The following is a 26,080-nucleotide window of genomic DNA, read 5'->3' on the forward strand; positions in this document are numbered from 1 at the left end:
AAGCGAAAGGCAGGTTTAGGTTCGTACGATGATTGTTGGGATGAGAGGGTCATAGGCTGTTGTTCAAAAGGTAACTCAACTGAACTCAGGCGACTCTAGGATGTAACGCTCCAGTCCAAGAGGCCAGTTGACGCCAAACCGTTACTCTATCCTGAGCGAATTTCGTTGAGGATACACCTGCGATCGCGCTGATTAATCTCCGCCATTCGTACGCTAATGTCGTATTCTTCTCTGTTTGGGTTCATAGCGCCTTGGGTGAAGCGATCTCAGGTTGGGATGTTGGTGCTGGCCGAGGTGTAGCTCCATCGCCTTGGTCGGAACTAGACTGAGTTGATCGTCCCTAGAAGCTGAGAGACGCGATCGCCCCCTCCAGTTGCAGTTCTGACACCTCTAGATATCGTTGAAGTGCTTGCAAGCTCCGGTGTCCGGAGATCTCCTGAATCACCCGTAGCGGTATCCCTGCACTACTCATCCGGGTCAGAGCAGTTCTTCTAAAGCTGTGGGTACTGACTCTCACTAACCCCAGGCGATCGCTTGCCACACGTTTTAACTTGAACAACTGACCCATGAATATGAGCGGGAGTCTTAGGGTTTCTTAGCTACTACTTTCGCGATCGCTCGGCTTCAGCGGATGTGGGGCCAAAGGTTTTCAAGGTCCCCCTAACTCAGAAGACGTAGACACTATTAACAATTTGCAATATCAACCGCGTAAAATGTTGAGAACCCATTGAAGAGATGCTTACAACTCAAAGGTCGTTCTATGTATCCTCTCGTCCTGTCTCATGAGGTCGTTTCAACCTTTTCGTTTTGGCATGAGGGTGTACTGCAGGAAGGTATTGCCTCTGGTAAGGAGCTGTACAGCTTCTATAAAAAGTTCGATGCTGCTCAAAGACAGGAAGCTTTCAGTACAGCAATAAGTTTGTCAGAGACAGGTATTGAAGTTTGTATTACTTGTCTGCCGACTGAATACAGGGTCTGGATTAGCCTCAGAAAATTGGAGCAAGTTGCCTTGTGTTTTTTGTCCAGTGCACAACCAGAAGAAGCAATGCTTGCTTAGCTTTGCACAAAATGTAGCCAAGAATGCCTCGTTTCGGTAATGCTCTATGAGCTAGAACTTAACCTCTAGAGGTGCTGATAAGCCACTAATGAATAAGTTGTCAATAAGTATTGATATCAATTAACGGTATGCAAGAGATTTGGACATATATAGAATCTTGGCTTTATGCCAATGCCCCCAAGGTGCTCGACACTTTGCAACCTGGAGCTTCTGATACTCAAATCAAAGCAGCAGAAGATTTTCTCTCTATTCAGTTCCCGGCAGAAGTTAAGGCTTCTTATCGTATTCATAACGGGCAGTCAGGTTATAGCTATGGCTTTTTTGAGGAGAAGGAGTTTTTATCTTTAGAACGTATCCAAGAGGAATGGGCAGTGTGGAAAGAACTTTTAGATGGCATGGAGTTTGAAGACTCTGAAAGTTCCCCTGATGCAGGTATTCGCTCTGATTGGTGGAGTGCACAGTGGATTCCGCTGACCTATGACGGAGCAGGTAATCATGATTGTCTAGACTTAAATCCTGGTGAGGGTGGAAAGCGTGGACAAATTATTACAATGTGGCACGATGAGCCTGAAAGGCAGATTGTTGCACCAAGTTTTAGGGAGTGGTTGGAGCAATATGTTGAAGGCTTGAAATCAGGACATTTCATTTTTTCTGAAGAAGGCAACGGCATATTCAACGTAGATGATATCTAGTGGATACAAGCTTTTGAACTTGGTAGACGGAGGCCAAGTTCAAAAGCTCATCTGCTAAACTGAGAGCCAAAATGGCAGAGCAGTGGAAATCTCAAGAACTCAAGCTTGCATTTAAGTTTGCCTTTATCACCACTTCATTCAGGTAATAGTTGAGCATCAAATAGTTTAAGGGGTTAGTAGTTTAATACTGTAAACCTTTAAATCTCTAAAGGTTTAATACATTCCGTAGTTCCTCGACATTCTTGATTTGGCTCCAATCCATATCACTTGCTTGTAACAAGTCGATCGCTGCTCCAATCAAATGCTGAGGAAAGACTCGCTCATTGGGAGGCACAGGCTCAGAATTATTCTCCCGCACAGTTCGGGCCATATCATTCAGCCACTCATGCTGGCGACGAGTAATCTTGATGTTGATAGGAACGAGCTTACCCTTGTCATCAGCTTGCTTCTGAGGCGCAGGTTGTGGTGTTGGCTCAGGAGGGGGAGCAGCTACTTGTTCAGCCTTCGGCTCCTCAACTACTACTGTTTCCGGTTGAGCTTGAGTCTTGGATGTTTTACCGAAGTCGCTCAGTTTACCCAGTCCACCCATTCTTGATTTAGCGCTCATTACTTAAGCCCCCATAGCTTTGTGCATTCTTTAGTCAGCGATCGATAGGCAAGTGCTCCACTCGAAGTAGATGCATAATCTGCCACTGGTTGCTGTTGGGCAATCGACTCGGCAACTTGGATGTTTTCGGGAATTGTGGTGTGGAGTAGTCGGTACCCCAAGTCAGCAGCAGACTCGATCAGTAAATCATCAGCCTCTCTCGTCAGCACTAATCGAGGTTTGTAGCGAGTCCTCAGAACCTCAATTGGAATCTCTGGATTCTCACCACGGATAAGGGCGATCGCCTCAGACAATCCCTTGAGTGCAGCAGGCTCACAGAGGGTAGGCACCAACACCCGATCGCTGCTAAGGATTGCTTGGACTGATGCCACGCTCAAGCTAGGTGGGCAGTCCATTAATATCACATCATACTTTAAAGGTATTAGACCATTAAGAGACGGGGTGAATAGGTCAGCTTCAGCAGTCAGCCTGAACATCCCAATGTCACCGGGGATGAGTGAAAGGTTCTTAACCGAGGTGGCGAATGGGGCGATCGCTTCATCACTAGTGAGCCAATCAAGGGCAGTTGGCTCTTGACCATCAAGACCTAATCCAAAACTCAGGGTACGCTGTCCGTCCAAGTCGATCGCTAGAGTATTGAATTTAGACTTGGCGAGGAATGCTCCCAGGTTTAGAGCTGTCGTTGATTTACCTGTGCCGCCCTTGAAATTAAACACGGCAATCTTAAGCATATTAGGTTAATGACTTAATCCTTTATTTCTATAAAACTATTAGACCTTTATAGGTAAGTCAAGTAATTGCAACTACTGATCCTGACAGGTCGATGTTATAGCTATTGCCAGTCTGGTTAGGACGTAGACTGGCAATAGGAGTGATTGGTCCCCCAGGATGGCAAAAGCTTATAGTTACGACTTCCGTCAGAAGGTAATGCAAGCCATTGAGTTAGACGGACTGAAGAGAGGTGAAGCCAGCGAGTTATTCAACATCAGTCGCAATACGATCAATCTCTGGTTCCAGAGGAAAACCGAAACCGGAGACGTTCAGCTCAAGCCGAGAGCAACTCCTAGTCCCAGGCAGAAGATCACCGATTGGGAGAAGTTTCGTGCTTTTGCTAAGGAGCATGAGGATAAAACTCAAGCTGAGATGGCGCAGTTGTGGGAAGGCGATATCAGTAGTCGCACGATATCACGGGCACTACAAAAGCTGGGCTTGACAAGAAAAAAAAGACGTATGGGTATCGCGAACGCGATGAAGCGAAACGGACGGAATTCCAGCAACAGCTAGGTGAGTCGAGAGCGCCGCATCTGGTCTATGTGGATGAATCAGGGATGGATGAGCGCGATGACTATGAGTATGGTTGGTCTCTCGCAGGGGAGAGAGTCTATGGTCTCAAATCGGGTCGTCGTCAGGGTCGAGTCAACATGATTGCGGGGTACCGGAACGGTCAACTGATTGCTCCATTCACAGTCGAAGGAGTCTGTAATCGAACTGTATTTGAAACTTGGTTAGAAAGCTGTCTCATCCCAATACTGCAACCTGGAGAATGGGTGATTTTGGATAATGCCACCTTCCATCATGGCGGACGAATTGCCCCACTCATCCAAGCAAAAGGGGCACAAGTGGTCTACTGACCACCCTATTCACCAGACCTGAATCGTATCGAAAAGTGTTGGGCATGGTTAAAGGGCCGCATTCGCAAACAACGACGCAACGCTACTAGTTTGCGTGAGGCGATGGAGACAGTCCTCAAGGAAGCCGCGTCCTAACTCTTGTGGCGACAGCTATACTCTGGCATCCTAACGACGCAGCCAGTGAACAATCCATCTAATCAATCCTTGGAGTAGCCATAAGGTAAGGCTGTAGAAAGCGATATTAAAGGTGAAGGCTGAAAGATCAGCGTAGAAATAGTCTTCTGGCCCTACCTTTCCTCGTCTATCCGTGGGTGAGTTTGCTTCTGTGTCTCAAACGAACGGGAGTGGGAAGCCTGCCTTTTGCTCTCCAAACTTGCACTGTCCCACCTGACAAGGTTGAGAATCAATACATAGCTCTTGGCAGTTAGCTGGCTGCTTGTAGCGCAACGAAAATAATGTCAGTCCTGTTCCAACTGCAATGCTCAGGCTGATTGAGATTGCTCTTTGCGCTAAAGAGTTGCTCCTTCTTACCATTGGGATTGCTGCCTATCGCTTCAGCCTTTCAACCTTAACCTCACAACTGAGCGATCGCCTGCTCCAACTGCTCATCCGATACTTCCAGGTACTCTTGCAGCGCAGCCAAACTCTCGTGCCCAGAGATCTCCTGAATCACCCGCAGCGGTATACCCAGGTTCGACATTCTTGTTAGCGCAGTTCTTCTAAAACTGTGAGTACTGGCCCCCTCAATTCCCAATGCCTCAAATGCTCCCCTCAGAATTGCTGCTGCTGGCTGCGAGTGACTTGCCTATAGAACTGATTCAGTGCATCTTGGATGGCGATCGGCCAACTGCAAGAGAAGCGATCGCGCTAGCCAGAGCTACTCCTGGCATTTCTGGAAGTCAGATGTGGGCTTTGGCTAAGCGCCAGTACGATCGCTAAATCAATCATTCACCAGCACCTATATTTCTGCCTACGAAGCGCTCTAACCCTTAACAGCGATCGTTTACCGCTGAACCAGGTTTTCCAAGAGTCTAACCAGTCGATCGACTGTAGCAGCCTGCTGTTTAGCAGTAGCCGCTTGCTCCTCTACAGTTCCAGCCACTCGCTCCATTTGGGTACTAAGTCGTTCAACTTGAATTTCAAGGCGAACCAAACCCTCTGTAAAAGTGCCAACTTGATGGGTGAGGTTCGATACATTCTCGGTTAGGCCGCTGAGCCCCTGTGTCAACCGCTGGTCTAGCGCTTCGATGCGAGCGTCGATCACTTCAATGTTTCGCGCTACTGAATTTACCTTGCTTTCCAGCCTAGATGGGGGTTCCTGGGTCATTGTGATGCCTGAATTTCTGTCTCTACTATAGTTGCTCTGAACGCGCTAGGTAGGTTAATCCTAGATCCAATCAATTCCAGTGATTCTTCAAACCTTATGGCAACCTTGGTTCCTGCTTTGGTGCTGACGTGCGATCGCGACTCAGAGTTTGTGACCAAAGTTGGGGCAGCTTTGGCAAAAGTGCCGCAAATAAAGTTAATAGAGCAAGGGGTGAGCAATCTTGGTGTAGCTTGAGACTCCTTCTGAGTAAGGCTTTGCAGGTGGTTTGTAGATGCTCAGACTGGTATATATATTTAATAGCACTTTGAACATCTACAAACCACCCTCTATTCCGCCCCACACAACCGTTTCAGACTCTCAAATTGACAAGATGTTTAGTATGAACATTTTGGGTTGAGTCGTTACAACTTTGTCGATTTCCCTCGTCTAATTTGAATTGCTGGGGTCAGGTTAATCAACTTGTAATCGCACTGTTCTTCCCGCTGGCGATCGCTCCGCCACTATACGACTCAGCTCACACCCCCCGTCCCCATCTCTGTCAACCCGTGCGGGGCGGGGTGGCACTAAAAAAAGCGATCGCTCCTGCTTCTACGCTACAGGGGCGATCGCTTACCTTTTGGAACTTGATTTTACTTTGCTTTGTATCACACTACACCTAACAGCCCTGCAATAAAAACAGTATCAGGCCGTCATTATTCCTTTTCATCGCTATCAGATGTGGTTGGAGAATCCTTCTCGTGGCGTTGAGCTGCCGTTTGGTAATTCTCCCAGGCGGGTTGCTGCGACCCTGGGCTGTGCTCAGCCGTTACCCGCTGGAACCGTTCCCACTGCTTCCGTTTCTCGAACCACTCTTTGCAAACTTTCTCAACCAGTTCGACTTCGCTACTCGTCAGGTTCTCGTTGGGAATGTTGAGGGCCAAAATTCTGGCAACTTTGAGCGCTTTTTCAAGCTCTATTCCCCACTTGATCAAATCTGCACGATAGCTTTGTTCTTGCTGCTGCGTGGGTGAGAACCGTTCTTCCACAGGGCTTATAGTAGCAACTGCTTTATTTAAGTACCTTAAGATACAAAATCACCCTACCTAAAGGTAGAGTCTGCTTGCTTCTGTCGCATAAGTATTTAGCTCTTAAGTTTTAGTGCTTAAATATACTAATAAACTGTAAATGTTTTCAGGGACAGAAGAAAAATGAACCAGCGGTCACTGCTGCTGGGGCAACGAATTCTCGTGGTCAATGATGATATTGACACCCTTTTTCTGCTAACTTTTACGCTTGAGAAATGTGGAGCCAAGGTAGCTGCTGCGCTCTCCACTTCGGAAGCAATCGAGGTATTTAAGCAGTTTCACCCCACCCTGCTCATTAGCGACATTGGGCTCCCGTTTGAGGATGGTTTCTCACTCATCCAAGAATTACGCACATTAGAAGCAGGTTTAGGATGGCAGGTGCCCGCAATTGCTTTGACAGGTTATGCGGGAAAAGAATGGCAGGAGCAATCGCTAGAACTCGGCTTTCAGCAATACATCATGAAGCCAATCCTGCTGGATGTATTGATAGAAATTGTTATCCAGCTTCTAGGGCAGTCTGAATAGGGGAGCGATTGCTGTTAGTTGTAAGCCTCCGCGACCTGGTTGATCAAGGTCAGTCCTTTTTGGCTGGCTAGTTGCAGAGCAAATTCATAAGCCATCGGATAGTCCGCTTGGCTAGAGATAAAACGGCCTGGTCTGTAATCCAATCCATTATCGAGGTAAAGCACAATGGCACTTTGCTCAACATAGATAGAGTAAAGAGCATCTTGTGTCGTCTTGGTGCTCATGGAAGTAGAAAGGCTTGTAGAGAACTGCTGTATTGTCTAGGCCGAGGGGCACGAATAAACCTACCAGCAGAAGTATTAGTCTTTCGTAGCTATAGCGACATGAGTGATCAATGCGGGCTAGGCTGGCGGGAGCGCGATCGCCAGATTGCCAAGCTCCTTGGTAGCATCAGCGCTTCCTATCAGACGGAGGCGGGAGCTGGGTCTAGAACTGCTGAAGATTCACGCCATCAACACAGGCATTACTTACGACCTGGGCTGATCTCCGTCAAGTAATAACGGGGGCGGATCACTGCGCTCAACTCTTACTTAGCCTTTACTAATCGCAGTGAGACTAGAAGCTTGGAGAGGCAATCGTTGTAACTCCTGTAAAAGCTGACAAGGGACCATCGCTTGAGCCTGAACTATGGGAAAGTGGTCTCATCTTCCAACATCTGACGGAGCTAAGAGTTGATTCCAATCGCCAAGGTAATGCCATGACTGATGCTGAAGCATGCCAAGGGAGCACAGCCTTCCACATTCTGCTCGTCGAGGACAATAGCTTAAATCGTGAGCTGCTCGGAGATTATCTACGTCACTATGGCTATGAAATTCTTACCTTGGCCCAAGGCTCAGGTTTTTTTCTGACTATTGAACAGTTTCAACCCAATCTAGTGCTACTTGACCTAGGACTGCCTGATGTCGATGGGTATCAGCTGCTAGAAGAACTACAGCAACAACCACATTTGCAGCAGTTACCAGTCATTGTGATTTCTGGCTTTGCCTTTCAAGAAGAGCAACAGCGGGCGCTAAAACTGGGAGCTCGTCACTACCTGGTCAAGCCCGTCTCATTGACAAAGTTAATTAAGGCGATTGAGGCCGAAGCCTACACTTCATCACCCTAAACCCAGCTATAGATTGGGGCGGTCGCTTTCGCCCGACACCTTTAAGGAGCTGGTTTGTCGCAATTAAGGCTTGGTTGATGACTGAAATAAGTGAACTGTTGAACCAATACACTGAGTTGAGTCTTGAGGTGACAGGTAAAGTGAGAGTGTTTAAGGGAACTCTCGTGTCTGCATGGTTTGTCCTGACTTTAATTGAAGCGGACTGGAGTCAGGAAGACATAGCCAAGCATTACGTCAGCATTCAACCTGAGGCGATTGTGGCCTTGTATGAGTGGTGCGAGAACCAGCAGGATTTGAAGCATGCACTTGATGCCCTACGGCAAGGCAATTAGGCATTAGGTGGCATTTGATACTTCAGGAAGCCTCGGTTTTAGAATCAAGGCTTTGCTTTTGCTGACTTAGCCATGATTAGGATGGGCGCGTCATAGGAGAGGTACGACGCAGAAACTGCTTTACGCAAAATTCATCTGTTTCTCTCTACTAAGAGGATACACTTGTTGAGCCTAGCTAGTATAAAATCAGACCACAAGTAGCCTTCCCGGTCCTGGTCTAAAAGACTTAGAGACAAGGTGGCTCTTAATCTGCGGATTGGGAATCATAAAATTGCAGAGTTTATTTTTTGCTAACGCAACTTGCTCACATAAGCCCTATCTGTTCTGTGCGACATTGCATCGACCGAATCTGATTCGATCATTTCCCGCTTCGTGGCTTGACTGACCGTTCTAGGGAAGAGATCGCTGTCAAATTCTCCTCGGGGAGTTGGCTAGGTTGCTGATTCTGCCACCTGGAGGAGCTAGGTATGACTGGTGTAGATTCTTCCTTTCAAACTCATGAGCTGGGGTCAAATCAACCGGACCCGGTTCCCATCAAGTTGGATCAATGCAGTCAGCCTCAGTGCTCACAAAGGCATCAGGCTCTCCAGCAGGCGCTCGAAGCTTGCCAACACTCGGCTCTGAAGTGGAAAGATTTGTGGTCCACACTGGTCAAGTTGAATCCCCTACCGGTGGCTATCACCTGTCTAGCGAACCAGCAAGTTCTGCTACAAAATCAGCTTGTCGCCCCTTTGTTTGGTCTGGCTCAGGGTGAAGTCTATGACCCCACTGACGCCAAGTTCTACGCCAGTGTCACAGAACCAATCCAAATGCTGAGCCGACTTCAGTCAGGAGAGCAACTCGTCAATTATGATCTCCAGCTTCAGACCGTTCATGGAGAGCTGCGAGATACCTGGGTTTCCGCTGAAGTGGTCGAGTATGAAGCGCAATTGGCCATTCTTTGGGTCTGGAAGGAGCGAGCCAAACCTCAGTTCCCCAAACTGATTGCTCCATCTACCGCTCCGCCAGCAGCGACAACCCAGTTTCAGGCGATCGCCCGGCAACAGGCGGCGGTGGCTGAGCTCGGTCAACAAGCCTTGGCTGGGGTCGCTCTGAGCGGGTTGTTCAATGAGGCGGTTAAGCTGGTAACTCAGGTTCTGGAAGTCAACCTTTGTGGCCTGTGGAAGCTCCTACCCAATGACAGCACCTTACTGCTCCAAGCCGGAATTGGGTGGCAAAGCGGGCTCGTGGGCACAGCGCTCGTAGGAACTCAGGCACATTCCCAAGTTGGCTCTGCGCTGCTTACTCAAAATCCGGTGCTGGTAGAAGACCTCCAGGTGGATACCCAATTCAGTGGTCCGCCCTTATTGCACAATCACAGAGTCGTCAGTGGCATCAGCTTGCCCATTCTCGGACCGACCCAAGCCTTTGGCGTGTTGAGTTGCTACACCACGGAGCGACGCACCTTCACTCCAGACGATGTCCACTTTTTGCAAGCGATCGCAAACGTTCTGGCGACGGCTCTGGCTCGTCACGAATCAGAGGCGCGATTACATTTGATGGAGCGGGCGATCGCGGCCAGCAGCAACGGCATTATTCTGACCGATGCGAGCCAATCCGACAACCCCATCATTTATGTCAATCCCGCCTTTGAAGCGATGACGGGATATCAAGCAGAGGAAGCGATAGGACAAAATTGTCGCTTTTTACAAGGAGTGAATCGCGACGCCCCCGCCCTGGAACAATTGCGCTCTGCTATCCAAGCCCAACAAGAGTGTCAAGTGACCTTGCAAAACTACCGCAAAGACGGCACTCCCTTCTGGAATGAATTGTATGTAGCACCTGTGTTTGATGCAGAGGGATACTTAACTCATTTTGTGGGCATCCAAACAGATATCACAGAGCGCAGACAAGCCGAAGTCGCCCTGCGTCAACAGGAAGAACAGTATCGTCGCATTGTCGAAACGGCGACAGAAGGCATTTGGATGCTGGACCAGAACAGCCAGACGAGCTACGTCAACCAACAGACAGCCACCATGCTGGGTTACAGCATTGAGGAGATGCTGGGTCAGCCACTGTTTGCTTTCATGGATGAAGAAGGCCAGGCCCTCGCTAAACTCTATCTAGAGCGGCGACAGCAAGGCATTCCAGAAATGCACGACTTCAAATTCTGCCGCAAAGATGGCACAGCGGTGTGGACTATGCTCTCAACCGCCCCCATGTTTGACGAGCAAAGCAACTATATTGGGGCGTTGGGCATGCTGACAGATGTGACGGCGCGGCGGCAAGCCGAAGCTGCCTTCCGTGAAGGTGAGCAACGTCTCAACGGTATTCTTCGCTCCCTCGAAGATGTGGTGTGGTCCATTTCCGCCACCAGCCAGGAAACGCTCTATCTCAATCCTGCCGCTGAACGCATCTATCATCGTACAGTCACAGAGTTTTTTGACCACCCCAACTTATGGTCTGAGGTGGTGCATCCAGACGACCTCAAGCGCGTTCGGACTGCCACTCTAGCGTTACGGAAGAAGAAAAAGCTGGAGTTAGAGTATCGCATTCTCCAACCCGATGGGAGCGTGCGTTGGCTGTATGAGCGTCGCCGAGTGATCCGGGATGCCACGGGTCAGGTGGTTCGCATTGATGGCATTGCCACCGATATTACCGAACGCAAGTGGATGGAAGCGCAACTCGTCCATGATGCCTATCATGATGCTCTGACTGGGCTCCCGAATCGCGTGCTGTTCATGGATCGACTCAAGCAAGCGATCGCCCGCACTAAACGGCGTTCTAATTACGCCTTTGCGGTGCTGTTTCTCGACCTTGATCGCTTCAAGGTCATCAATGATAGCCTGGGTCACTTAGTCGGCGATCAACTCCTCGTCGCGATCGCTCAGCGCTTAGCGGGTTGTCTCGACCCAGCCCAGACCATTGCCCGCTTGGGGGGAGATGAATTCACGATTTTGCTCGACCCCATTGCCGCTCCCAACGACGCCGCAACTGTGGCGGAGCAGATTCACCAGGCATTACAACTGCCATTCAACCTCGATGGTTATGAAGTGTTTACGACCGTGAGTATTGGCATTGCCTTGAGTGCGACGGGCTATAACCAACCAGAAGATGTGCTACGGGATGCGGATGCGGCTCTATATCAAGCCAAAGAGCAAGGTAAAGCTCGCTTTGCGATTTTCGACACCGCAATGCACAACCAGGCCATGTCGTTGTTGCAATTAGAAATGGCCCTCCGCTGGGCGCTCGAACGGCAGGAGCTCCGAGTGTTTTATCAGCCGCTGGTTTCCTTAACTACAGGTAGGATTGTCGGCTTTGAAGCTTTAGTGCGTTGGTTACACCCAGAGCAAGGGCTCATCTCTCCCACCGAGTTTATTGCGATCGCCGAAGAGACAGGACTGATTGTTCCGATTGGGCAGTGGGTGTTAACTGAATCTTGCCGACAACTCCGGCAGTGGCAGACTCAGTTTCTAACTGCCTCAACGCTAACCATTAGCGTGAACCTTTCGAGCCGACAGTTTTCCCAACCCAATTTAGTAGAGCAAGTCGCCCAGGTGCTCCGGGAAACAGGCTTAAGTCCCCACCATCTGAAGCTGGAGATTACGGAAAGTGGCATTATGAACAATACAGAGTCAGCCGCTTTACTGCGACAACTGCGGGCGCTTCAGGTGCAACTGTGCATTGATGATTTTGGCACGGGATATTCTTCCTTGAGCCGTTTACGCCAGTTCCCCATCCACACTTTGAAAATCGATCGCTCCTTTGTTAGCACGATGCGAGAAGCGGTTCAAGATGCGGAGGTGGTTCAAGCCATCATCACGCTGGCTCACAACTTAGGGATGAATGTGGTTGCAGAAGGCATCGAAACAGCAGAGCAGTTAGCTCATTTACGCCGGCTACATTGCGAGCAGGGACAGGGATACTTCTTCTCGAAGCCGCTCAATAGCCAAGCCGCAACCGCTCTGCTTGCCGCTGGGTTTCAGTGGTAAACCCTAAATAGCCTGCAGCTCAACTCAAGGGGTGATGGGGCTGCTGAGTTTCATTCAATTTCCGCTCCTAGCTTCACTAGGCTCCGACAAGCCAACTTCTAACTCGCCTCAACAATAAAGCTTGGAATCAGAGAGGTCCTCTAACTGTTTACTCAACAATTTCAGTACCTTACGGACCCTTCTAAGCTGGGTGGTCAAGGGCAGCGCCCGCTGGAGTAAACCTATCACTTTGCCCCCTAACTGACGTTGTAGCGTCAAGAACACCCGATACAACAGCGGCTCACTCCATCCTGTTTCTTCCAACGCGGTTAAAAAGGAGGCGGTTGCCGTCACGTTGTGAGTCAGCAAAGTTTCATGGAGTAACTTGAGTACTGGGTCCGGGAGGTTAGACAACAAGCTACGATCCGACGGGTTAGTGATAGCGGCTATATCAAGCAAAACATTTGTTTCCTGGTTTCAAAAGCAAACCCTCTGGTCATAATCGACTAGAGGGAGCAACAGAGTTGGATAAGCAATAGTACTATTGTACCCAATGCTGAGTAGGGAGCTACTAAGGATGTTATTTCCCTAATTAGAGTCAATAGCCTCACGGTGCTTGCCTTTAAGAGTGATTCAATTCAAACTCTTTTCTATCCTTAGGCTGTCTCTAGTGCTTCTGTCGCTACTAATCCACTAGAAGCCGAATGCATTAGAAGCTCAAAGCCGCGATCGCCTACCTAGCCCGCACTAAAGGGACTACCCTAGCCTACCAGCCAACCAGAAAGTTCGTAATTTACCCAATACCGCAAGCTGGCAAAGCTACGGTCGCTCTTACAATTCGGTGTTTTCAGGGTCTGTACTAATCTATACCCCAATGGGCAACCTAAGGAAAAACTTGTTTGAATAGCTCTATGAACCTCGATGAGTTTGAGTCCCAAGTTAAAGATGCGATTGAGGTTGGACTCAACCGACTCCAAACGGTCACACTTTTAGTCGTCAACCTAGAGCAACAGCTCGAATCGACCCGACAAAGCATGCAAGAGCTCACTCAAGTTATTGATAACTTCATTACTGCCGAAAAGCAAAAACGAGACCAAGACCAGAACTGAGATCCTCTCGCTATCGAGAGGACTATCCAGCACAAACTTTTTCAATCGCGGCGACTAGCGCTTCTGGGTGGCTCGGCTTGACAAAATAACCCTGCACTCCCAATTGCAGCGCTCGTTGGCGCTCGGTTCGAAAGGCGAATGCTGTAAAGACGATGACAGGTAAATGTTGAAACTCTATGTTCTGTCGCAGTGCTTCTAGTAGTTGGTAGCCACTGATGCCGGGTAACTTCAAGTCCAGCAAAACCACATGCGGCTGAAACTGAGCCAGAGTTGAGAAAAAGCTACTGCCCTCTGCCAAACCCAGCACTTGGTAGCCTTGATGAGTGAGGTAGTCGGTCAGTAGTAATCGATTAAAGTCATCATCCTCAACTAACAAGACTCTTACCGCTGGGCTCGGTTCAGAAATCGAAGCATCCATCATGTTCGTGCTTATGGGTGCGGGGTGGAGCTAAACTCTGGAATCAGAATCACAGTGTCTGAGCTTTTACATGTTGCGCATCATACATGTAGTCTTTACATAGCTCAGTGATGAAACCCTGAAAGCGCGATCGCTATTTCATGGGTGCTAGCGGCTGAGTTTAGGCTCTGAATACGACCCAATATTGCATGTTAGCTCGATAGAACCATTACTTAGGCAATCTGCCTTTGGGAGATATTGCTTACAGGCATCAAGATTAAGCGCTTTAGCGGTTTTTTTCACGCTGCAAAGTTTTTACTCTAGGGCCTAGTTGCCCTGTAAGAATGGCCCAAAAAATCATTCTCACCTGTTTTCAACCGCCTTCAGACTTGCCCTTAGGCTATCAATCCTGTGAGGGCTCGGACTTAATTGCGTGTGAACTGCGGGAAGTGAAACCTTAAGAGAAGCTTTGGCGAGAGCTAGGGATGTAGGTTTAACCGTCGTGGGTTGGAGCCTGTCAGTATCAAACCGCAAACTTTAATGACTGAGCGATCGCAGTGCTGGCCCAAGAAACCCTTAACTTGTATGTAGAAAATAGAACTTTGTTGTCACAAGCCTACACCACAATTAGCAAAGGTATAAAAATATACTTACTGATTTAGTAAACAGTTAAGCGATGACCGTATTAGCAGGCGAATGTTTGCTCTCTGAGGCAGGCCATTTCTACCGAGTCATAGAGGCCGCTGATGACGTTATTTCCCTAAAGAGAGTCAACGGCTTTACAGTACTTGCCTTTAAGAGTGGTTCGATTCAAACTCTGTTCCGTCCCTGAGCTTGCTCTGAAACTAGAGATTCCTGCAACGAGTGGATACCGGTTTCATAGGACGTGCAACCGTAACGCGAATCAAAAGCAACTTGGAAAATCAGAGATGCGATCGCCCCTTCCAGTTGCAGTTCCGACACTTCTAGATATCGTTGAAGTGCTTGCAAGCTACGGTGCCCTGAGATTTTCTGAATGACTCGAAGCGGTATCCCTGCACTGCTCATCTGAGTTAGAGCAGTTCGTCTGAAACTGTGAGTACTAACTTCCACCAGCCCCAGGCGATCGCAAGAAGCTGTCTATTATCCGGCTTTCAGCTTTAGAAACCAAAGCTTTTCTAGGGGCATCTAGAAGTGTCCTTCCTCTGTTTGTTGACGCAACGTATCGACACTGAATTGCTCATGCTGCATCACCGCTTGTCTCACTAGGTCAGCCCGCTGTTTCGCTTCTTGGGCCTTCTGCAAATACAATTGCGCTAGCTCCGAAGTTTCAGCCTCAGCCAGATGTTCGCCTAGGTGCTCCAGCAGCATCACGCTTTCCTCCACGGCTCGCAGCGCACTCCATAACGTCTCTTCAATCGAATGGGTAACCTCAGACAAGAGGGCGTTGGCCGAGAAGGCATGTCCCGTATGGCAGCGAAAACGGGTGATGTTCCCCTCTTTGATTTTGACTAGGACGCCATGGCACTCGGGGCAGGTAAAAGCACTCAGTTCCCCCAGCTTCATAACGCCCAGCTTCAGGGCATTCTCTTCTGCCGCCGTCTGAATTTCGAGCTGGGTCTTCTCGTTCTCTTCCGGACTAACTTCAGGCATCTGTGCAACAGGCTCCTGGGTCAGACGAATCAGCAGTTCTGGCATCATCGCCACGGGGACACAGTGGTCAACCTCAACTTCTTTGAGCGCACTTTTAGGCATGGAAGGAATCAACGCCTCTTGAGGATGCTGCACAATGGTGGTGCCTCCCCTGAGCTTAATCGTCCATAACCCGGATGTTCCGTCATCCAAAGCACCTGTGAGCACGATGCCAATCGCCCCGGCTCCATAAACATAGGCAGCAGAACGGAATAAGGGGTCAATCGCGGGACGGAATCGGTTCTCTTTGGGGCCTTTGGTCACCCGAACCCGCTCCGGCTCGATGAGCAGATGATGATTCGGAGGTGCCACATAGATTCGTCCTGGCACGATCGCTTCTCCATCAATGGCATGGGCGGCTTTCAGGGGACCTGCTTTATCCAGCACTCGAGGCAGAATCCCTTGAGCATCGGGTGGTAAGTGCCAAACAATGCAGATCGCCGCTGGAAAGTCTGGAGGTAAGTGCTTGACCAAAGACCGCAACACCTCTAGGCCACCGGCAGACGTTCCCACGACAACAAGGTTGCGATGATTCAGCATTGGTTCACTTCCACCCTTCACGCAAGATCCCAGAAGTTTGAAACATCAAACGTCTTTGTGGCCTCACTTTATTGAAGGACACGATCTCATTGTGAGGGAGGGCAGTCATCAACCGCTTCTACCCGCAGGAGTGATACCAGAAGCGATCCTCTGGCACAGTGAGTTCAGCGATCGCCCTCCATTGCCTCAAACAACTTGCCAATCTCGTGGGAAGTTAAAACTTTGGCTTGACCGTGGCCATCTACTTTCACTTCAGCCGCCTCAACAATTACCTGAACTAAGGATATTTTCTTCAGGTAAAACAATCAAAGCATTGCTACGCCGTTGTTACATCCAAACGACAAGAGGCAATTAACCCCAGCTTATCGATCGCTTCGTTTCCAAAATGGCTGAAACCCTGATTCTGTCGTCAATTGATAAGTTTTACTTAATTCGTTAGTATCGTTTACGCTTTGGGCCAAAAATATTTGGTTAAGCTTGAGGCATCTACGCTAGTAGCACTTTCAAGGTAGCCAGAAATGCCGAAGCAGATGATTGGGGCGAGAGTGCTTGAGTTATGGGGTGAGCAAACTTAAGGCTTTGTCGAAAGCCACAGGGCTAAGCTAAACAGAATTGATTTACCATCCCCACCAGTGCGGGTGAGGTCACAGCAATCAAGCCACAGTTGGGAAACTGACAGCATCGCTGATGAGCTAGCGATCGCTAATTTCCAACACAATGCAAAAGAGTTTCTGCTCAGTCAGTCGCCACTGACGTTGTCGGAGCTATATTTGAAGGCTGCACGGTAGAGAAATAGCAAGGCACTGAGTGCCTGATTCTGAGTCGAAGCAGCAACGTGTTCCTGCACTGCTAAGTAGCTAAGAAACTGCTCGATTCCCGTTGCTCCCATTTCGCCGGGATGGCGTTTGTTGTGGAAGAGGATGAAGCGGTGAATCGAAGCCACGCAGCTCTCCTCAGTGCGGTAGGAGTAGTGCTTCATACGAATGACATCGCGGACTTGATCCAGCAATTTTCGAGGTCGTGATTCCATAAGAGCACTCTAAATTCTGTCTAATTCCGTTTCTGGGATTTTAGGCAGAATCAAAGGCGAAAACAGAGCGAAGAAACGCTGAAGAACTCGGGCTAATTCCGAAATCAGGGGTATTATACAGAAAAACTTTCAGGCTAATGTCCGATTTGGGAGATTAGTGACTCAAAGGCAGTTTTAGACAGTTTTCATGCTTCAGAAGCTAGAAGTACAGAATCGTCAAAACCCGTTGAAGACAAGAAATTTTACACCTACAAAAAAGAGATGAAGGGTGGGGGTTGAATCTATTCTTGCTCATTGTTTATCTGTTTACCCCCATGGTTTATCCCGCCGCGACCTGTTGACCGAAAGTGTCACAACTACTGGCGGTTCTGAATTCCTTAAGAACCTAATAACAAAGGGTTTGGAAAATCTAACTGGCACAATAGATAGTTTTCCACAAGGACAGCTTGTAGATTTTGCAAGTGTGCTAACAAGCATCGATGTAGAGGTTTTGCGATTAGGCTGGGATATCCTTCAGTTCCAGTACTTTCTCGACTCAACCTATAGCAAGCGCTTGCGTAGTTTATTGACCGATGATGAGTTAATAAACCTGCTTGACTGTCTCAAACGATATTAGGGTTGTCTTAAACGGAATAAAAAACACTGCTGACGCTGAACGCCAGCTCTACGAGGCAGGGCGTTCAGCCCAGTCATGGAAAAGAGGGAACGCCCGCAGGAAAAATTGCTCAACGGAAAATGCTGAGATTGATCCTAGTGCCAGCGTTGACCATGGCTAGTTTGGATCAGCTTGAGGCATTTCACCGGTCAGTATATGAGCGGCTGGAAAATGGATGAGATGCAGTTTTCGACCTAATGGATGCAATACCTTGTGAATCGTAGCATTGCTTCATTTGCTCGGATTGTTGGAGAATACTAAAACTAGTATTCTTGGCAGAAGACGCGAAGATGCCCATCTAGTTGGCGCTACTCTGGATGCAATAGCGATCGCGTCCCTCCTCTTTTGCCCGATAAAGTGCAGCATCAGCCGCTGTAAAGAAAAGTTCAGGACTAGTTTGTGCCCGAGGCACAATAGTTGCCACCCCTAAACTGAGGGTGACATGCTCGCCAATTTTTGAACAGCTATGAGCAATTTTTAAGGCTCTAATGCTGGTACGAATTGCCTCAGCGACGACTAGAGCACCGCTTTCATCCGTATTAGGCAGAATGACTGCAAACTCTTCGCCGCCATAGCGGGCAGCTAGATCACCTGAACGTTTCATCATGCTCTGAAGGGCCTTAGCAACCTCCTGCAAGCATTTATCCCCGGCTCGATGCCCATAGGTATCGTTATAGAGCTTGAAGAAATCTACATCACCTAAGAGGAGGGAGAGCGGCTGTTGTTCTCTTGCCATCCGTCGCCATTCCTGAGCAAAGCATTCGTCAAAGCGTCGTCGGTTTGCTAAACCTGTCAAGCTGTCTGTGGTTGCTAGATGTTGTAGGGCGAAATTTGCTTCTTGTAATTGCTGTTGTAGTAAGGCTTGCTGCTGTTGCAACTGAGCTTGCCGAATCAGACGGCGAACTCGCTGGTTAAGCACAGCCCAGTGAATCGGTTTAGTCACATAGTCTGCTGCTCCTGCTGCAAAAGCTCGATCGACTGATGCCTCGTCTTCTAAGGCAGTAATCATCAAGACCGGAGCAGGCTCCACTTGACCAGCAATAGGCAGCGCTTGTAACTGGGTACAGCAGGTAAATCCATCCATCACAGGCATCAAAGCATCTAGCAGTACCAGATCAGGGTGGAGTTGCAGGTAAAGATCTAAACCTTGAGTGCCATCGGTTGCCTCTGCCACTCGGTAGCCTAGCTGCTTCATGGCCCGCTTAAGTTGCAGCCGCATTAAGGGATCATCATCCACAATCAGAACCAGGGGTGGAGCCGTTTCAGTGGAGTTGGTTTCTGGCGTTAACATGAGGAGCGCTCCACTTCTAAAGCCGCTAAAACTTTGTCAAACTCATCAGTAATCTTGGCTATATGAATCCCTGTGCCTGCTAGAATTTGTCCTTCGGTCAACCGTTCTAGTTCTAGACAAAGTTGAGCCAGCCGCTTGGCTCCGATGGAAGCACTAGACCCCTTGAGACTGTGAAGCGCGTGTTGCAAGCTAGAAACATCCCCTTGAGCGATCGCCACTTGCATGGCTTGCAACAGCTGCGGGGCATGGTCGCAGTAACAATCAATAAACTCCTGCACAAATTCGGTTGCCTCGTCCCCTGCCATTGCCCTCAGGTCTTGCAAGGTTTTGGAATCAAACGTGACAGCCTCAGCTTTCAAGTTAGCTTTTATCCTGCTTTTGGGCGGCGGAACGCTAGCTGATGGTTGATGAATCGCATGGCACTGGCTCAAGGCTTGCACCAGTTCAGTACCTCGAATCGGTTTGGCAAGATAATCATCCATTCCTGCGTCTAGACACATTTTGCGATCGCCCTGCAAGGCGTTAGCAGTCATGGCAATAATGCGAGGACGAGAGTGGGCAGGAAATTGCTCACAGATGTAGCGGGCTGCGGTCAAGCCATCCATTTCAGGCATCTGCACATCCATCAACACCACGTCATAGTGCTGCCGTTGTAAGGCTTCCAGTACTTCTAGCCCATTGCTTGCCACCTCAGCTCGGTAGCCCATCTGCTGCAAAAACATCAACGCCAGCTTCTGATTCACAGGATGATCTTCCGCCAGCAAAATACGCAAAGGAAGGCGCTCGGCCAATCGCTCGATATGAATCGTAGGCCGATGAATTTGCTTGTGGCTAACTCGCTGACCACTGACAATTTGAGTCAGAAGATTGTAGATTTGCGATTGTTTAATGGGTTTAGGCAAGCTGCCTGCGACCTGAGACTCCAAGGCTTCCGGTAGCTTTTTACCGACGGGTGTAAGGGCAATCAGACGTGGGTTTTGACCACCCCATTGCTCACTCATCGTGGTCAAAAGTCTCTGGCTCGCAGCATCTGACTTCAGAGGATCTAGAATCACAAAGTCAAAAGTGGCTCCTTCAGCCAGCCAATCGGCGGCTTCCTGGCTAGAGCCAGTGGCCTGAACCACGATTCCCCAAGATTGAGCCTGCTGTACCAAGAGTTGTTGATTCGTCAAGTGTTCTTCTACAACCAGCAAGCGCTTCCCTAGGAGCTGCGGTTGCGGGTCATCAAAACTCGCTCGGGGATGAGTCGTAGACTGAGCAGCGATCGTAAAGGAAAAGGTTGAACCCACCCCCTCTTGGCTCTCAACCCACATTCTGCCACCCATCATCTCACTCAGGCGCTGACTGATGGCTAACCCCAGCCCTGTCCCGCCGTACTGCCGCGTTGTAGAAGCATCCACTTGGCTGAAGGATTTGAATAAGCGGTGCATCCGATTTTTGGGAATGCCAATTCCTGTATCTTTCACGGCAAATTGCAGCTCGTAGTCCGAGAAAGTCCTTTCAACCTCAGCCGTTTGCTGTATTGTTTGAGCCGTAATGGCAACGGTCACTTCTCCTGCCTCTGTAAACTTGATGGCATTGCTCAGCAGATTCAGCAAAATTTGACTGAGGCGAGCAGCATCACCCATGATCGCTTGAGGCACAGAGGGTTCGATCAGATAAGCTAACTCCAACTCTTTATCTAATGCCTGGGAACTCACTAAATCCAGCGATCGCTCGACACAAGCTCGCAAATTGAACGACTGTTGCTCCAAATCCAATTTTCCGGACTCGATTTTGGAGAAATCCAAGATGTCGTTGATCAGGGTAAGGAGTGCTTCTCCACTGCTGCGGATGGTTTGGGCAAATTCATGCTGCTGAGAAGAGAGGGGTGTGTTGAGCAGCAAACTGGTCATGCCAATCACCCCGTTGAGCGGCGTGCGAATTTCATGACTCATGGTTGCCAAGAACTCACTTTTGGCCTGAGTTGCTGCTTCAGCCGCTCGCTTCGCTTGCTCCAAGGCAAGGTTTTTCACCGTCAGCTCCTCTCCTTTGACGGCTAGCTCTTCCCGCTGGTGAGTTTCTTGGTCCAATAGATGGGCCTGAGCTAGGGCAATCCCCACCTGAGCTGCTACAGCTTCCAGGAGTTCTACTTCAGCAGGGGTCCATTCGCGAAAGCGATCGCACTGATGTAAGCCGACGGCTCCATTCGCCTGACCCTGGTAGGAAGTGCGAACGGCTAGCATCGACTTCAGCTGAATCTGGTGACAAATCGGTACGGCAACCTGAAGTAGGGGATCAGTAAACACATCGGGAGAGGCAATCGCTTTGTCCTGCGCCATCATCAGTTGCGCATGCGGATTTCCCGCAATCGGGATGGTCATACCTAGCATCGAAGAACAGCCAGGCGTAAGGTATTCGGCCACGAGGGGCTTTTCGGGAATCGGCCCTGGAATGTAGGTGTGGATCAAGCAACGACTCACCCCAAACGCTTGACCCATTTGAATGGCAGCCGTCTCAAAAATCTGTTGCGTGTTTAAACTTTGGCGAATCTCGTTGGTAATGTGCTTCAGCAGGGTCGCTCGCTCTAGCTGATGCTGTAGCGCTTGGGTGGCTTCTTGACGCTCCAGTTCCCCCCCCACCCATTGAGCCATCAGTTTTAAGAGTTGCTGGTCAACAGGTTTAAATGGTTTTTGAGCTGGGCTGCGGCTACAAAAACACAGCACTCCGTAGGTTTCACCCAAGACCTTAACCTGCATGCCGATGTAGCTTTCCATGCAAAATGCCGCATAGCCTGGATGCTGAGCCCACTGAGATCGAGTGGCATGTTCAATGCAAATTGGAGTACTAGATTTGAAGGTTTCTAGGCAGTAAGCTTGCTGCACATCAAAGCGATCGCCTGGCTGAATTGAATTATCCGGAGTTTGGACACTGACGACTTCATAGCGATCGCCTTGAATGTGCGCTAGAAAACTGAAATCGAGATGGAAATGCTGACATCCCATTGCTAGCAATCGCTCAAATCGTTCTGCAAAACTTAGCTCATAGGCAGCGATAATCTCATAGAGGGCTCGAATGGCTGCCTCACTCTCTTGCAATTCAATCTCACTTTGCTTGCGAGCTGTGATGTCATGCATCACCACCACAGCCCCCAACTGCTCTCCTTGAGCATTGGTAATGGCCTGCCCACTGCTTAATACCATCCGGGCTTGGCCTTGCTCTGGCTCAATCTTCATCTCTACATTGCGGACGAGCTCTCCCTGCCAGGCTCGAAACAGCGGAATCTCCTCCTTCCGCATCCGGGTTTGGCCGTCCCAATGGTAAAGGCTATAGTGCTGTGCCCATTGCTCAGGCGGAAGTGGTTGCTCTGGTAATCCATGCCACTCTTTTGCTGCTCGATTGAACAACGTCAGTGTTCCTGCCGCGTCACAAGCTACGATGCCAGCTTCAATCGTGTTGAGTAAGACCTGCAAGAAGTCTTGTTCTTCCTGGAGCGCCACTTCAATCCGTTGGCGTTCCCCAACCTCCTGCTCCAACATGGTGTTAATAGCGCTGACGTTCTGGGTTGTTAGTCTCGCTTGATAAGTTAGATGGGCAGCTAGGGCCAAGAGCCAAGATACAGCTAAACCTCCCATCAAGGTGATAGTGGGCAGGGGCGATCTCATTCGATTGAACAGGAGCGCTGTCGGATAAACCTGAACTCGCCAGTTCAACCCATACAGTTCGACAGTACGCTCTTGGTGCCATTCATCTCGACTTCCCTCTGCGGCATCATCATGCGTGTAGATCTGGTCTTCCCCATCAAAAATAGCAACCACATAGCCATGAGCATCCTTCTCCGACAAGATGCTGTTAATCAGTTCTTGAGTGCGGTAGGTCGCAACAATAAAACCATCAAACTGCTGCTGTCTAAAAATAGGAACATAGACTTGAAAGCCCTTCCCTCCTTGTACCAGGTCAATAGTATGGCTCACAGCAACCCTGCGCTGATGGTAAGCCGCATTCAGCCCCGCTTTGCGTCGTTGCTCAAAGTCCAGTTCTAGATTTAGCGCAGCTTCATTGCCTTGTAGCGGTACCAGCCAGCGAACACGGTGAGTTGGATCGACCCAAGCGATCGCCTGATAGCTCTTAAAGTCCCGGACATTGAGCGCTGCATTAAACTCCCACTCTGCTTGGGAGGGCCTGCCCTGCTGCCTCCAGCGTTCAGACATCCGTACCAGTGCTTGCACTTGAGGCTCAATCTTTTCCGTAATTTCCAGTTCTAGATTTCCTGCCTCGACGCTCAGAGCGTGCTGAATCTGCGCCTGCTCTTGCTGCACCAAAGCCTGCCACAGCGCTACGGTGACAGCGGATGTACTAAGACCTAGTAAGAGCGGTAGAATCCGGAGTAAGGGGAAAGCTCTCTTGGGAATTGCAGTGATTCTTGCTAGGAAAGCAATCAGCATACGGGTACCGCTTCATCTCAGGTTCATTCTTCCCACGAATTATGATTATTTACCTGAAGGGGTCAGCAGGTAGACTTTGAGCAGAAGACCTGCCGCTCCCCATGAAGACAAACCTCAAAACCAGCCATTGCATCAGCGTTACAGTGCGAACCGGGATTGCATCTCAATTACAAAGTGCCAACCTTTTTTAGAGCTGGCACTTTGTCAAGTATTCAAAAAAGCTTATCGTCAGGGTCTTTATAAGATCTGACCCCGTTTTAAGTTGCGTAAAGTTTTAACTCTATACGCTAAGCGAGATTACCGTTAAACTTCCCCGAAGTTCTGGCCTTAATGTTTCCTTTAGATTTTGTCCTCTACTCCACCTATAGCTAGGCTTTCTCCACTGCCCTTGAGTGTTCTGTCCCTAACGCTGAGACCGCTTTCGAATGTATCAAGTCACAGACTTTAGATTGAGTTAGCTCTGCGATCGCGGCAGTCAGTCCATCCAAATCGATTGGTTTAGTGAAAAGCAGTTGAAATCCAGCTGCCAGTGCTTCTGGCAGAACTTGCTTTCTGTCGTAAGCCGTGACAGCAATGGCTGGAATTCGTTGCCAAACTCTGGCCTTTTTAGTTCTGATTTCCTGGAGAAGTTCACAACCATTCACTTCAGGTAGCCCAAAGTCACAGAGGAGTGCGTCTGGCTTGCGCCATGCTAACAAGTCAAGAGCTTCCTTTGCTGAAGCGGCTGTCAGAACTTCTGCTCCTTCGAATTCGAGTGCCATTCCAAGTAGAAGCCGCGTATCCGCATCATCATCTACAACCAGCAAGCAACGATTACTGAGTTTTGACATTGAGCCCTGGTCTACCCTTTGTTCAGCGTAAGAGCTACTTATAGTTCCCTAGACTCCTGTCGGACAAATCGAGGAGACTCATCAGTTGCATGAGAATTCTAGAGCAAGAACTATAAGCTTCTTATTTCTCAATAGGAAAGAATTAAGATTTTCCTGCTACATCCTAGATGCGTCAACTTTAGTGCTTGCCGATGCCATTCGTCGTTATGCTACCTTTGGAAGCGATTCGCTACTTTGAGCTTTACTAGCGGGGAAGCTTAGGCAACTGAATGATAAAACTTGTCCCTTTACCCTCTGCACTTTCAACTTCAAGCGTTCCCTGATGGGCCTCAACAATACTTTTGGCTAAAAATAATCCTAGCCCCCATCCGGTTTGGTCGCCGACGTCCAGGGTGCGGCGAAATTGTTGAAACAGGATAGATTGAGCATCTAGGGCAATGGGATTGCCTTCATTATGAAGGGTCAAGCTAATCTGAGTTTCACTTTGCTGGAGCGTGAGTGTAATGGGGGTATCAGCAGCCCCATACTTTACGGCGTTAGTCGCTAAGTTTTCAATCACCCGCCGAATTTGTTTAGGACTGCAACGGCTCCTAACTTCAGCATCAGAGACGAGTACAAACCGCTCTCTATAAGTGAAGTTCAAATCCTCTACTATCTCCTGGACGAGCCTAGCTAAATCACAGGCTTCCAATTCCAGCTTTAGCGGTTCCCCGGTTCGCAATCGACTCGCATCCAGGAGGTCTTGAATCATTGCATCCATGCGGTCGATCGCACTGATGATTCTCACTGCTACATCTACATGGGCATCTCCGCGTTCCAGCCGTCGCAGAATTAGCTGGGTTCCCATTTTCACCACATTGACCGGGCTTCTGAGATCGTGAGTGAGGGTTACCATAAATAGTTCTTGAATCTCTCGCAGCGTCAGAGAAAATTGCGTGGCGGCATCGTTAACCGCTTGTTCAATCGAGTCAATAATAATGTCTCGCTCTCTTACAGCTAAAGGCCCTTCTTCCTCTAGAACCTGAAAGATCACTTGGCGGAGAATGTGGTACTCAAAAATGAGTTGGGTCATGGAGTAGTCCGCATACCCTGCCCGCTCCTGTCCATGCAGTTTGCCAATCCGAGTGCTTTCCACCTTATCGGTTCTGATTCTGGCAGGCGTTCTTTCAATCTGGGTGGACAGTTCATCCACCAATTGGTTCAGGTACTTAGGTAACGAGTTCTGTAAAACGAGAGATTCATGATGGATGGAGGCACTGACTTCAGCCCGCGCTCGTGCCTCCCACATCTGCATGATTCTTTGGGCATTCTGCTGGAGTCGGTCAGAAGTTTGGTTCAGCATCATTTTCGATTTTGCATATGACTGTAAATAGAGGCGAACTTCTAAACGCAGGTTTCAGCAGTGTTCTCAAACAATACCCTACGAAGCTACTGGGATAAATTGAGTGAGAATTCGATTCATGGAGGTGAGATCGCCCTTCCAACAGTACCTGCGGCAGGTTTAGAGGCTAGGAGGTTCTGCCATGATTAGAGGTCATAGGGTCCCTGTTTGTTGATGTCAGCATGACTCACCCTAAAAGATTTGCAGAATTGACGGTAGAGCGTGCCATAACCCTGGATAAGCTCCGATTCAGCATGGAGCGCATCAATTGTTTGGTGGAGATCCTCTACTTAATCGGGGTTAGCTCCGAACAAACCAGGCGGGAACAGCAGTAGCAGAACGCTAGCCCTAAGGTTTGAGCTTATCTGCTCAGCCAAGATAATCAGAATAACCATTCAGCTCCCAAGGCAAGCGATCGCCCTTTCCACTGTCCGATTAGCTCTCATACCCCACCCATGCCCT

At 49.1% G+C, this 26,080-nt stretch carries 29 protein-coding genes and 1 pseudogene; 13 read left to right on the plus strand and 17 right to left on the minus strand.

The annotated features are described in order from the left end of the window. Positions 1–340: 340 nt before the first annotated feature. On the minus strand, positions 341–568 hold the full coding sequence (locus NDA01_RS19760; RefSeq protein ID WP_431193463.1) for a tyrosine-type recombinase/integrase: 228 nt from the start codon (positions 566–568) through the stop codon (positions 341–343). A 192-nt stretch (positions 569–760) separates the two neighbouring features. Between NDA01_RS19760 and NDA01_RS19765 the strand changes: the two genes are divergently transcribed. Beyond that, a complete protein-coding gene (locus NDA01_RS19765; RefSeq protein ID WP_348229298.1) occupies positions 761–1,057 on the plus strand; it encodes a hypothetical protein in 297 nt (98 codons plus the stop codon). A 128-nt stretch (positions 1,058–1,185) separates the two neighbouring features. Beyond that, the gene (locus tag NDA01_RS19770) at positions 1,186–1,749 is read left to right on the plus strand and encodes an SMI1/KNR4 family protein (protein ID WP_348229299.1); all 564 of its coding nucleotides are present in this window, start codon (positions 1,186–1,188) and stop codon (positions 1,747–1,749) included. 205 nt (positions 1,750–1,954) lie between these two features. Here the strand turns inward: NDA01_RS19770 and NDA01_RS19775 are convergent, their stop codons facing one another. Together NDA01_RS19775 and NDA01_RS19780 are read right to left on the minus strand one after the other, a co-directional pair. Beyond that, positions 1,955–2,356 carry a hypothetical protein gene (locus NDA01_RS19775; RefSeq protein ID WP_348229300.1) on the minus strand — a complete coding sequence of 134 codons (402 nt, stop codon included), beginning with the start codon at positions 2,354–2,356 and terminating at the stop codon, positions 1,955–1,957. Further along, on the minus strand, positions 2,356–3,087 hold the full coding sequence (locus NDA01_RS19780; protein WP_348229301.1) for a ParA family protein: 732 nt from the start codon (positions 3,085–3,087) through the stop codon (positions 2,356–2,358). The genes NDA01_RS19775 and NDA01_RS19780 overlap by 1 nt, the downstream gene beginning before the upstream one ends. 157 nt (positions 3,088–3,244) lie before the next feature. Between NDA01_RS19780 and NDA01_RS19785 the strand changes: the two are divergent. Beyond that, positions 3,245–4,122, plus strand: a pseudogene (locus NDA01_RS19785) (IS630 family transposase). 439 nt (positions 4,123–4,561) lie between these two features. On the opposite strand, the gene NDA01_RS19790 reads toward NDA01_RS19785, so the two are convergent. Beyond that, positions 4,562–4,741, minus strand: a complete 180-nt coding sequence (locus tag NDA01_RS19790) for a tyrosine-type recombinase/integrase (RefSeq protein WP_431193464.1) — start codon at positions 4,739–4,741, stop codon at positions 4,562–4,564. Between NDA01_RS19790 and NDA01_RS19795 the strand changes: the two genes are divergently transcribed. Next, entirely contained in the window at positions 4,741–4,926 is a 186-nt protein-coding gene (locus NDA01_RS19795) for a hypothetical protein (protein WP_348229302.1), read from the plus strand. The genes NDA01_RS19790 and NDA01_RS19795 overlap by 1 nt on opposite strands. A gap of 64 nt (positions 4,927–4,990) precedes the next feature. On the opposite strand, the gene NDA01_RS19800 is transcribed toward NDA01_RS19795, so the two are convergent. Next, the gene (locus NDA01_RS19800; protein WP_348229303.1) at positions 4,991–5,314 is read right to left on the minus strand and encodes a hypothetical protein; all 324 of its coding nucleotides are present in this window, start codon (positions 5,312–5,314) and stop codon (positions 4,991–4,993) included. A gap of 96 nt (positions 5,315–5,410) precedes the next feature. Here NDA01_RS19800 and NDA01_RS19805 point away from each other — a divergent pair, with 96 nt between their 5' ends. Beyond that, positions 5,411–5,548, plus strand: a complete 138-nt coding sequence (locus tag NDA01_RS19805; protein ID WP_348229304.1) for a hypothetical protein — start codon at positions 5,411–5,413, stop codon at positions 5,546–5,548. 197 nt (positions 5,549–5,745) lie between these two features. After that, positions 5,746–5,973, plus strand: a complete 228-nt coding sequence (locus tag NDA01_RS19810; RefSeq protein WP_348229305.1) for a hypothetical protein — start codon at positions 5,746–5,748, stop codon at positions 5,971–5,973. A gap of 33 nt (positions 5,974–6,006) precedes the next feature. Here NDA01_RS19810 and NDA01_RS19815 read toward each other — a convergent pair whose 3' ends face one another. Continuing rightward, positions 6,007–6,339 (minus strand): hypothetical protein, encoded by a 333-nt coding sequence (locus NDA01_RS19815; RefSeq protein ID WP_348229306.1) that lies wholly within the window; start codon positions 6,337–6,339, stop codon positions 6,007–6,009. Between the two features lie 162 nt (positions 6,340–6,501). Between NDA01_RS19815 and NDA01_RS19820 the strand changes: the two genes are divergently transcribed. Further along, positions 6,502–6,903 (plus strand): response regulator, encoded by a 402-nt coding sequence (locus NDA01_RS19820; RefSeq protein WP_348229307.1) that lies wholly within the window; start codon positions 6,502–6,504, stop codon positions 6,901–6,903. 14 nt (positions 6,904–6,917) lie between these two features. Here NDA01_RS19820 and NDA01_RS19825 read toward each other — a convergent pair whose 3' ends face one another. Continuing rightward, positions 6,918–7,127, minus strand: coding sequence for a hypothetical protein (locus NDA01_RS19825; RefSeq protein ID WP_348229308.1), 210 nt, complete (start codon positions 7,125–7,127; stop codon positions 6,918–6,920). A gap of 99 nt (positions 7,128–7,226) precedes the next feature. Between NDA01_RS19825 and NDA01_RS19830 the strand changes: the two genes are divergently transcribed. From NDA01_RS19830 to NDA01_RS19845, 4 genes are all read left to right on the plus strand, one after another. Beyond that, a complete protein-coding gene (locus tag NDA01_RS19830) occupies positions 7,227–7,400 on the plus strand; it encodes a hypothetical protein (RefSeq protein ID WP_348229309.1) in 174 nt (57 codons plus the stop codon). A gap of 200 nt (positions 7,401–7,600) precedes the next feature. After that, positions 7,601–8,008, plus strand: coding sequence for a response regulator (locus NDA01_RS19835; RefSeq protein WP_348229310.1), 408 nt, complete (start codon positions 7,601–7,603; stop codon positions 8,006–8,008). A 77-nt stretch (positions 8,009–8,085) separates the two neighbouring features. Further along, on the plus strand, positions 8,086–8,340 hold the full coding sequence (locus tag NDA01_RS19840; RefSeq protein ID WP_348229311.1) for a DUF433 domain-containing protein: 255 nt from the start codon (positions 8,086–8,088) through the stop codon (positions 8,338–8,340). A 467-nt stretch (positions 8,341–8,807) separates the two neighbouring features. Next, positions 8,808–12,311, plus strand: coding sequence for an EAL domain-containing protein (locus NDA01_RS19845; RefSeq protein WP_348229312.1), 3,504 nt, complete (start codon positions 8,808–8,810; stop codon positions 12,309–12,311). A 108-nt stretch (positions 12,312–12,419) separates the two neighbouring features. On the opposite strand, the gene NDA01_RS19850 is transcribed toward NDA01_RS19845, so the two are convergent. Next, positions 12,420–12,704, minus strand: a complete 285-nt coding sequence (locus NDA01_RS19850; RefSeq protein WP_348229313.1) for a hypothetical protein — start codon at positions 12,702–12,704, stop codon at positions 12,420–12,422. A gap of 485 nt (positions 12,705–13,189) precedes the next feature. On the opposite strand from NDA01_RS19850, the gene NDA01_RS19855 reads away from it, so the two are divergent. Beyond that, on the plus strand, positions 13,190–13,399 hold the full coding sequence (locus tag NDA01_RS19855; protein ID WP_348229314.1) for a hypothetical protein: 210 nt from the start codon (positions 13,190–13,192) through the stop codon (positions 13,397–13,399). 22 nt (positions 13,400–13,421) lie between these two features. Here NDA01_RS19855 and NDA01_RS19860 read toward each other — a convergent pair whose 3' ends face one another. Continuing rightward, positions 13,422–13,820, minus strand: a complete 399-nt coding sequence (locus NDA01_RS19860) for a response regulator (RefSeq protein ID WP_348229315.1) — start codon at positions 13,818–13,820, stop codon at positions 13,422–13,424. Positions 13,821–14,472: 652 nt separating this feature from the next. On the opposite strand from NDA01_RS19860, the gene NDA01_RS19865 reads away from it, so the two are divergent. Continuing rightward, positions 14,473–14,628, plus strand: a complete 156-nt coding sequence (locus tag NDA01_RS19865) for a hypothetical protein (RefSeq protein WP_348229316.1) — start codon at positions 14,473–14,475, stop codon at positions 14,626–14,628. Here the strand turns inward: NDA01_RS19865 and NDA01_RS19870 are convergent. From NDA01_RS19870 to NDA01_RS19905, 8 genes are all read right to left on the minus strand, one after another. Then, positions 14,607–14,888 carry a tyrosine-type recombinase/integrase gene (locus NDA01_RS19870; protein WP_431193465.1) on the minus strand — a complete coding sequence of 94 codons (282 nt, stop codon included), beginning with the start codon at positions 14,886–14,888 and terminating at the stop codon, positions 14,607–14,609. The two genes, NDA01_RS19865 and NDA01_RS19870, sit on opposite strands and share 22 nt — an antisense overlap. 75 nt (positions 14,889–14,963) lie before the next feature. Continuing rightward, on the minus strand, positions 14,964–16,007 hold the full coding sequence (locus NDA01_RS19875; RefSeq protein ID WP_348229317.1) for a chemotaxis protein CheB: 1,044 nt from the start codon (positions 16,005–16,007) through the stop codon (positions 14,964–14,966). A 164-nt stretch (positions 16,008–16,171) separates the two neighbouring features. Continuing rightward, complete coding sequence (locus NDA01_RS19880) at positions 16,172–16,312, minus strand: hypothetical protein (RefSeq protein ID WP_348229318.1); 141 nt, start codon at positions 16,310–16,312, stop codon at positions 16,172–16,174. Positions 16,313–16,746: 434 nt separating this feature from the next. Beyond that, positions 16,747–17,037 carry a phage integrase N-terminal SAM-like domain-containing protein gene (locus NDA01_RS19885; protein WP_431193466.1) on the minus strand — a complete coding sequence of 97 codons (291 nt, stop codon included), beginning with the start codon at positions 17,035–17,037 and terminating at the stop codon, positions 16,747–16,749. Positions 17,038–17,990: 953 nt separating this feature from the next. Continuing rightward, complete coding sequence (locus tag NDA01_RS19890) at positions 17,991–18,983, minus strand: diguanylate cyclase (protein ID WP_348229319.1); 993 nt, start codon at positions 18,981–18,983, stop codon at positions 17,991–17,993. Beyond that, positions 18,977–23,407, minus strand: coding sequence for a response regulator (locus NDA01_RS19895; protein ID WP_348229320.1), 4,431 nt, complete (start codon positions 23,405–23,407; stop codon positions 18,977–18,979). Before NDA01_RS19895 ends, NDA01_RS19890 begins: the two co-directional genes overlap by 7 nt. Positions 23,408–23,775: 368 nt before the next feature. Further along, a complete protein-coding gene (locus NDA01_RS19900; protein ID WP_348229321.1) occupies positions 23,776–24,237 on the minus strand; it encodes a response regulator in 462 nt (153 codons plus the stop codon). A 244-nt stretch (positions 24,238–24,481) separates the two neighbouring features. Further along, on the minus strand, positions 24,482–25,582 hold the full coding sequence (locus NDA01_RS19905) for a sensor histidine kinase (protein WP_348229322.1): 1,101 nt from the start codon (positions 25,580–25,582) through the stop codon (positions 24,482–24,484). Positions 25,583–26,080: the final 498 nt, after the last annotated feature.

This window comes from Trichocoleus desertorum AS-A10 (assembly GCF_039962155.1).
Classification (GTDB): Bacteria; Cyanobacteriota; Cyanobacteriia; order FACHB-46; family FACHB-46; genus Trichocoleus.

Coding starts and splice junctions, on each gene's coding strand:
- NDA01_RS19890 (WP_348229319.1), bottom strand. CDS start 18,983: ATGTTAACGCCAGAAACCAACTCCACTGAAACGGCTCCACCCCTGGTT.
- NDA01_RS19900 (WP_348229321.1), bottom strand. CDS start 24,237: ATGTCAAAACTCAGTAATCGTTGCTTGCTGGTTGTAGATGATGATGCG.
- NDA01_RS19865 (WP_348229316.1), top strand. CDS start 14,473: ATGACCGTATTAGCAGGCGAATGTTTGCTCTCTGAGGCAGGCCATTTC.
- NDA01_RS19760 (WP_431193463.1), bottom strand. CDS start 568: ATGGGTCAGTTGTTCAAGTTAAAACGTGTGGCAAGCGATCGCCTGGGG.
- NDA01_RS19835 (WP_348229310.1), top strand. CDS start 7,601: ATGACTGATGCTGAAGCATGCCAAGGGAGCACAGCCTTCCACATTCTG.
- NDA01_RS19885 (WP_431193466.1), bottom strand. CDS start 17,037: ATGGAATCACGACCTCGAAAATTGCTGGATCAAGTCCGCGATGTCATT.
- NDA01_RS19875 (WP_348229317.1), bottom strand. CDS start 16,007: ATGCTGAATCATCGCAACCTTGTTGTCGTGGGAACGTCTGCCGGTGGC.
- NDA01_RS19780 (WP_348229301.1), bottom strand. CDS start 3,087: ATGCTTAAGATTGCCGTGTTTAATTTCAAGGGCGGCACAGGTAAATCA.
- NDA01_RS19805 (WP_348229304.1), top strand. CDS start 5,411: ATGGCAACCTTGGTTCCTGCTTTGGTGCTGACGTGCGATCGCGACTCA.
- NDA01_RS19860 (WP_348229315.1), bottom strand. CDS start 13,820: ATGATGGATGCTTCGATTTCTGAACCGAGCCCAGCGGTAAGAGTCTTG.
- NDA01_RS19905 (WP_348229322.1), bottom strand. CDS start 25,582: ATGATGCTGAACCAAACTTCTGACCGACTCCAGCAGAATGCCCAAAGA.
- NDA01_RS19820 (WP_348229307.1), top strand. CDS start 6,502: ATGAACCAGCGGTCACTGCTGCTGGGGCAACGAATTCTCGTGGTCAAT.
- NDA01_RS19895 (WP_348229320.1), bottom strand. CDS start 23,407: ATGCTGATTGCTTTCCTAGCAAGAATCACTGCAATTCCCAAGAGAGCT.
- NDA01_RS19845 (WP_348229312.1), top strand. CDS start 8,808: ATGACTGGTGTAGATTCTTCCTTTCAAACTCATGAGCTGGGGTCAAAT.
- NDA01_RS19825 (WP_348229308.1), bottom strand. CDS start 7,127: ATGAGCACCAAGACGACACAAGATGCTCTTTACTCTATCTATGTTGAG.
- NDA01_RS19830 (WP_348229309.1), top strand. CDS start 7,227: ATGAGTGATCAATGCGGGCTAGGCTGGCGGGAGCGCGATCGCCAGATT.
- NDA01_RS19795 (WP_348229302.1), top strand. CDS start 4,741: ATGCCTCAAATGCTCCCCTCAGAATTGCTGCTGCTGGCTGCGAGTGAC.
- NDA01_RS19800 (WP_348229303.1), bottom strand. CDS start 5,314: ATGACCCAGGAACCCCCATCTAGGCTGGAAAGCAAGGTAAATTCAGTA.
- NDA01_RS19775 (WP_348229300.1), bottom strand. CDS start 2,356: ATGAGCGCTAAATCAAGAATGGGTGGACTGGGTAAACTGAGCGACTTC.
- NDA01_RS19770 (WP_348229299.1), top strand. CDS start 1,186: ATGCAAGAGATTTGGACATATATAGAATCTTGGCTTTATGCCAATGCC.
- NDA01_RS19840 (WP_348229311.1), top strand. CDS start 8,086: ATGACTGAAATAAGTGAACTGTTGAACCAATACACTGAGTTGAGTCTT.
- NDA01_RS19765 (WP_348229298.1), top strand. CDS start 761: ATGTATCCTCTCGTCCTGTCTCATGAGGTCGTTTCAACCTTTTCGTTT.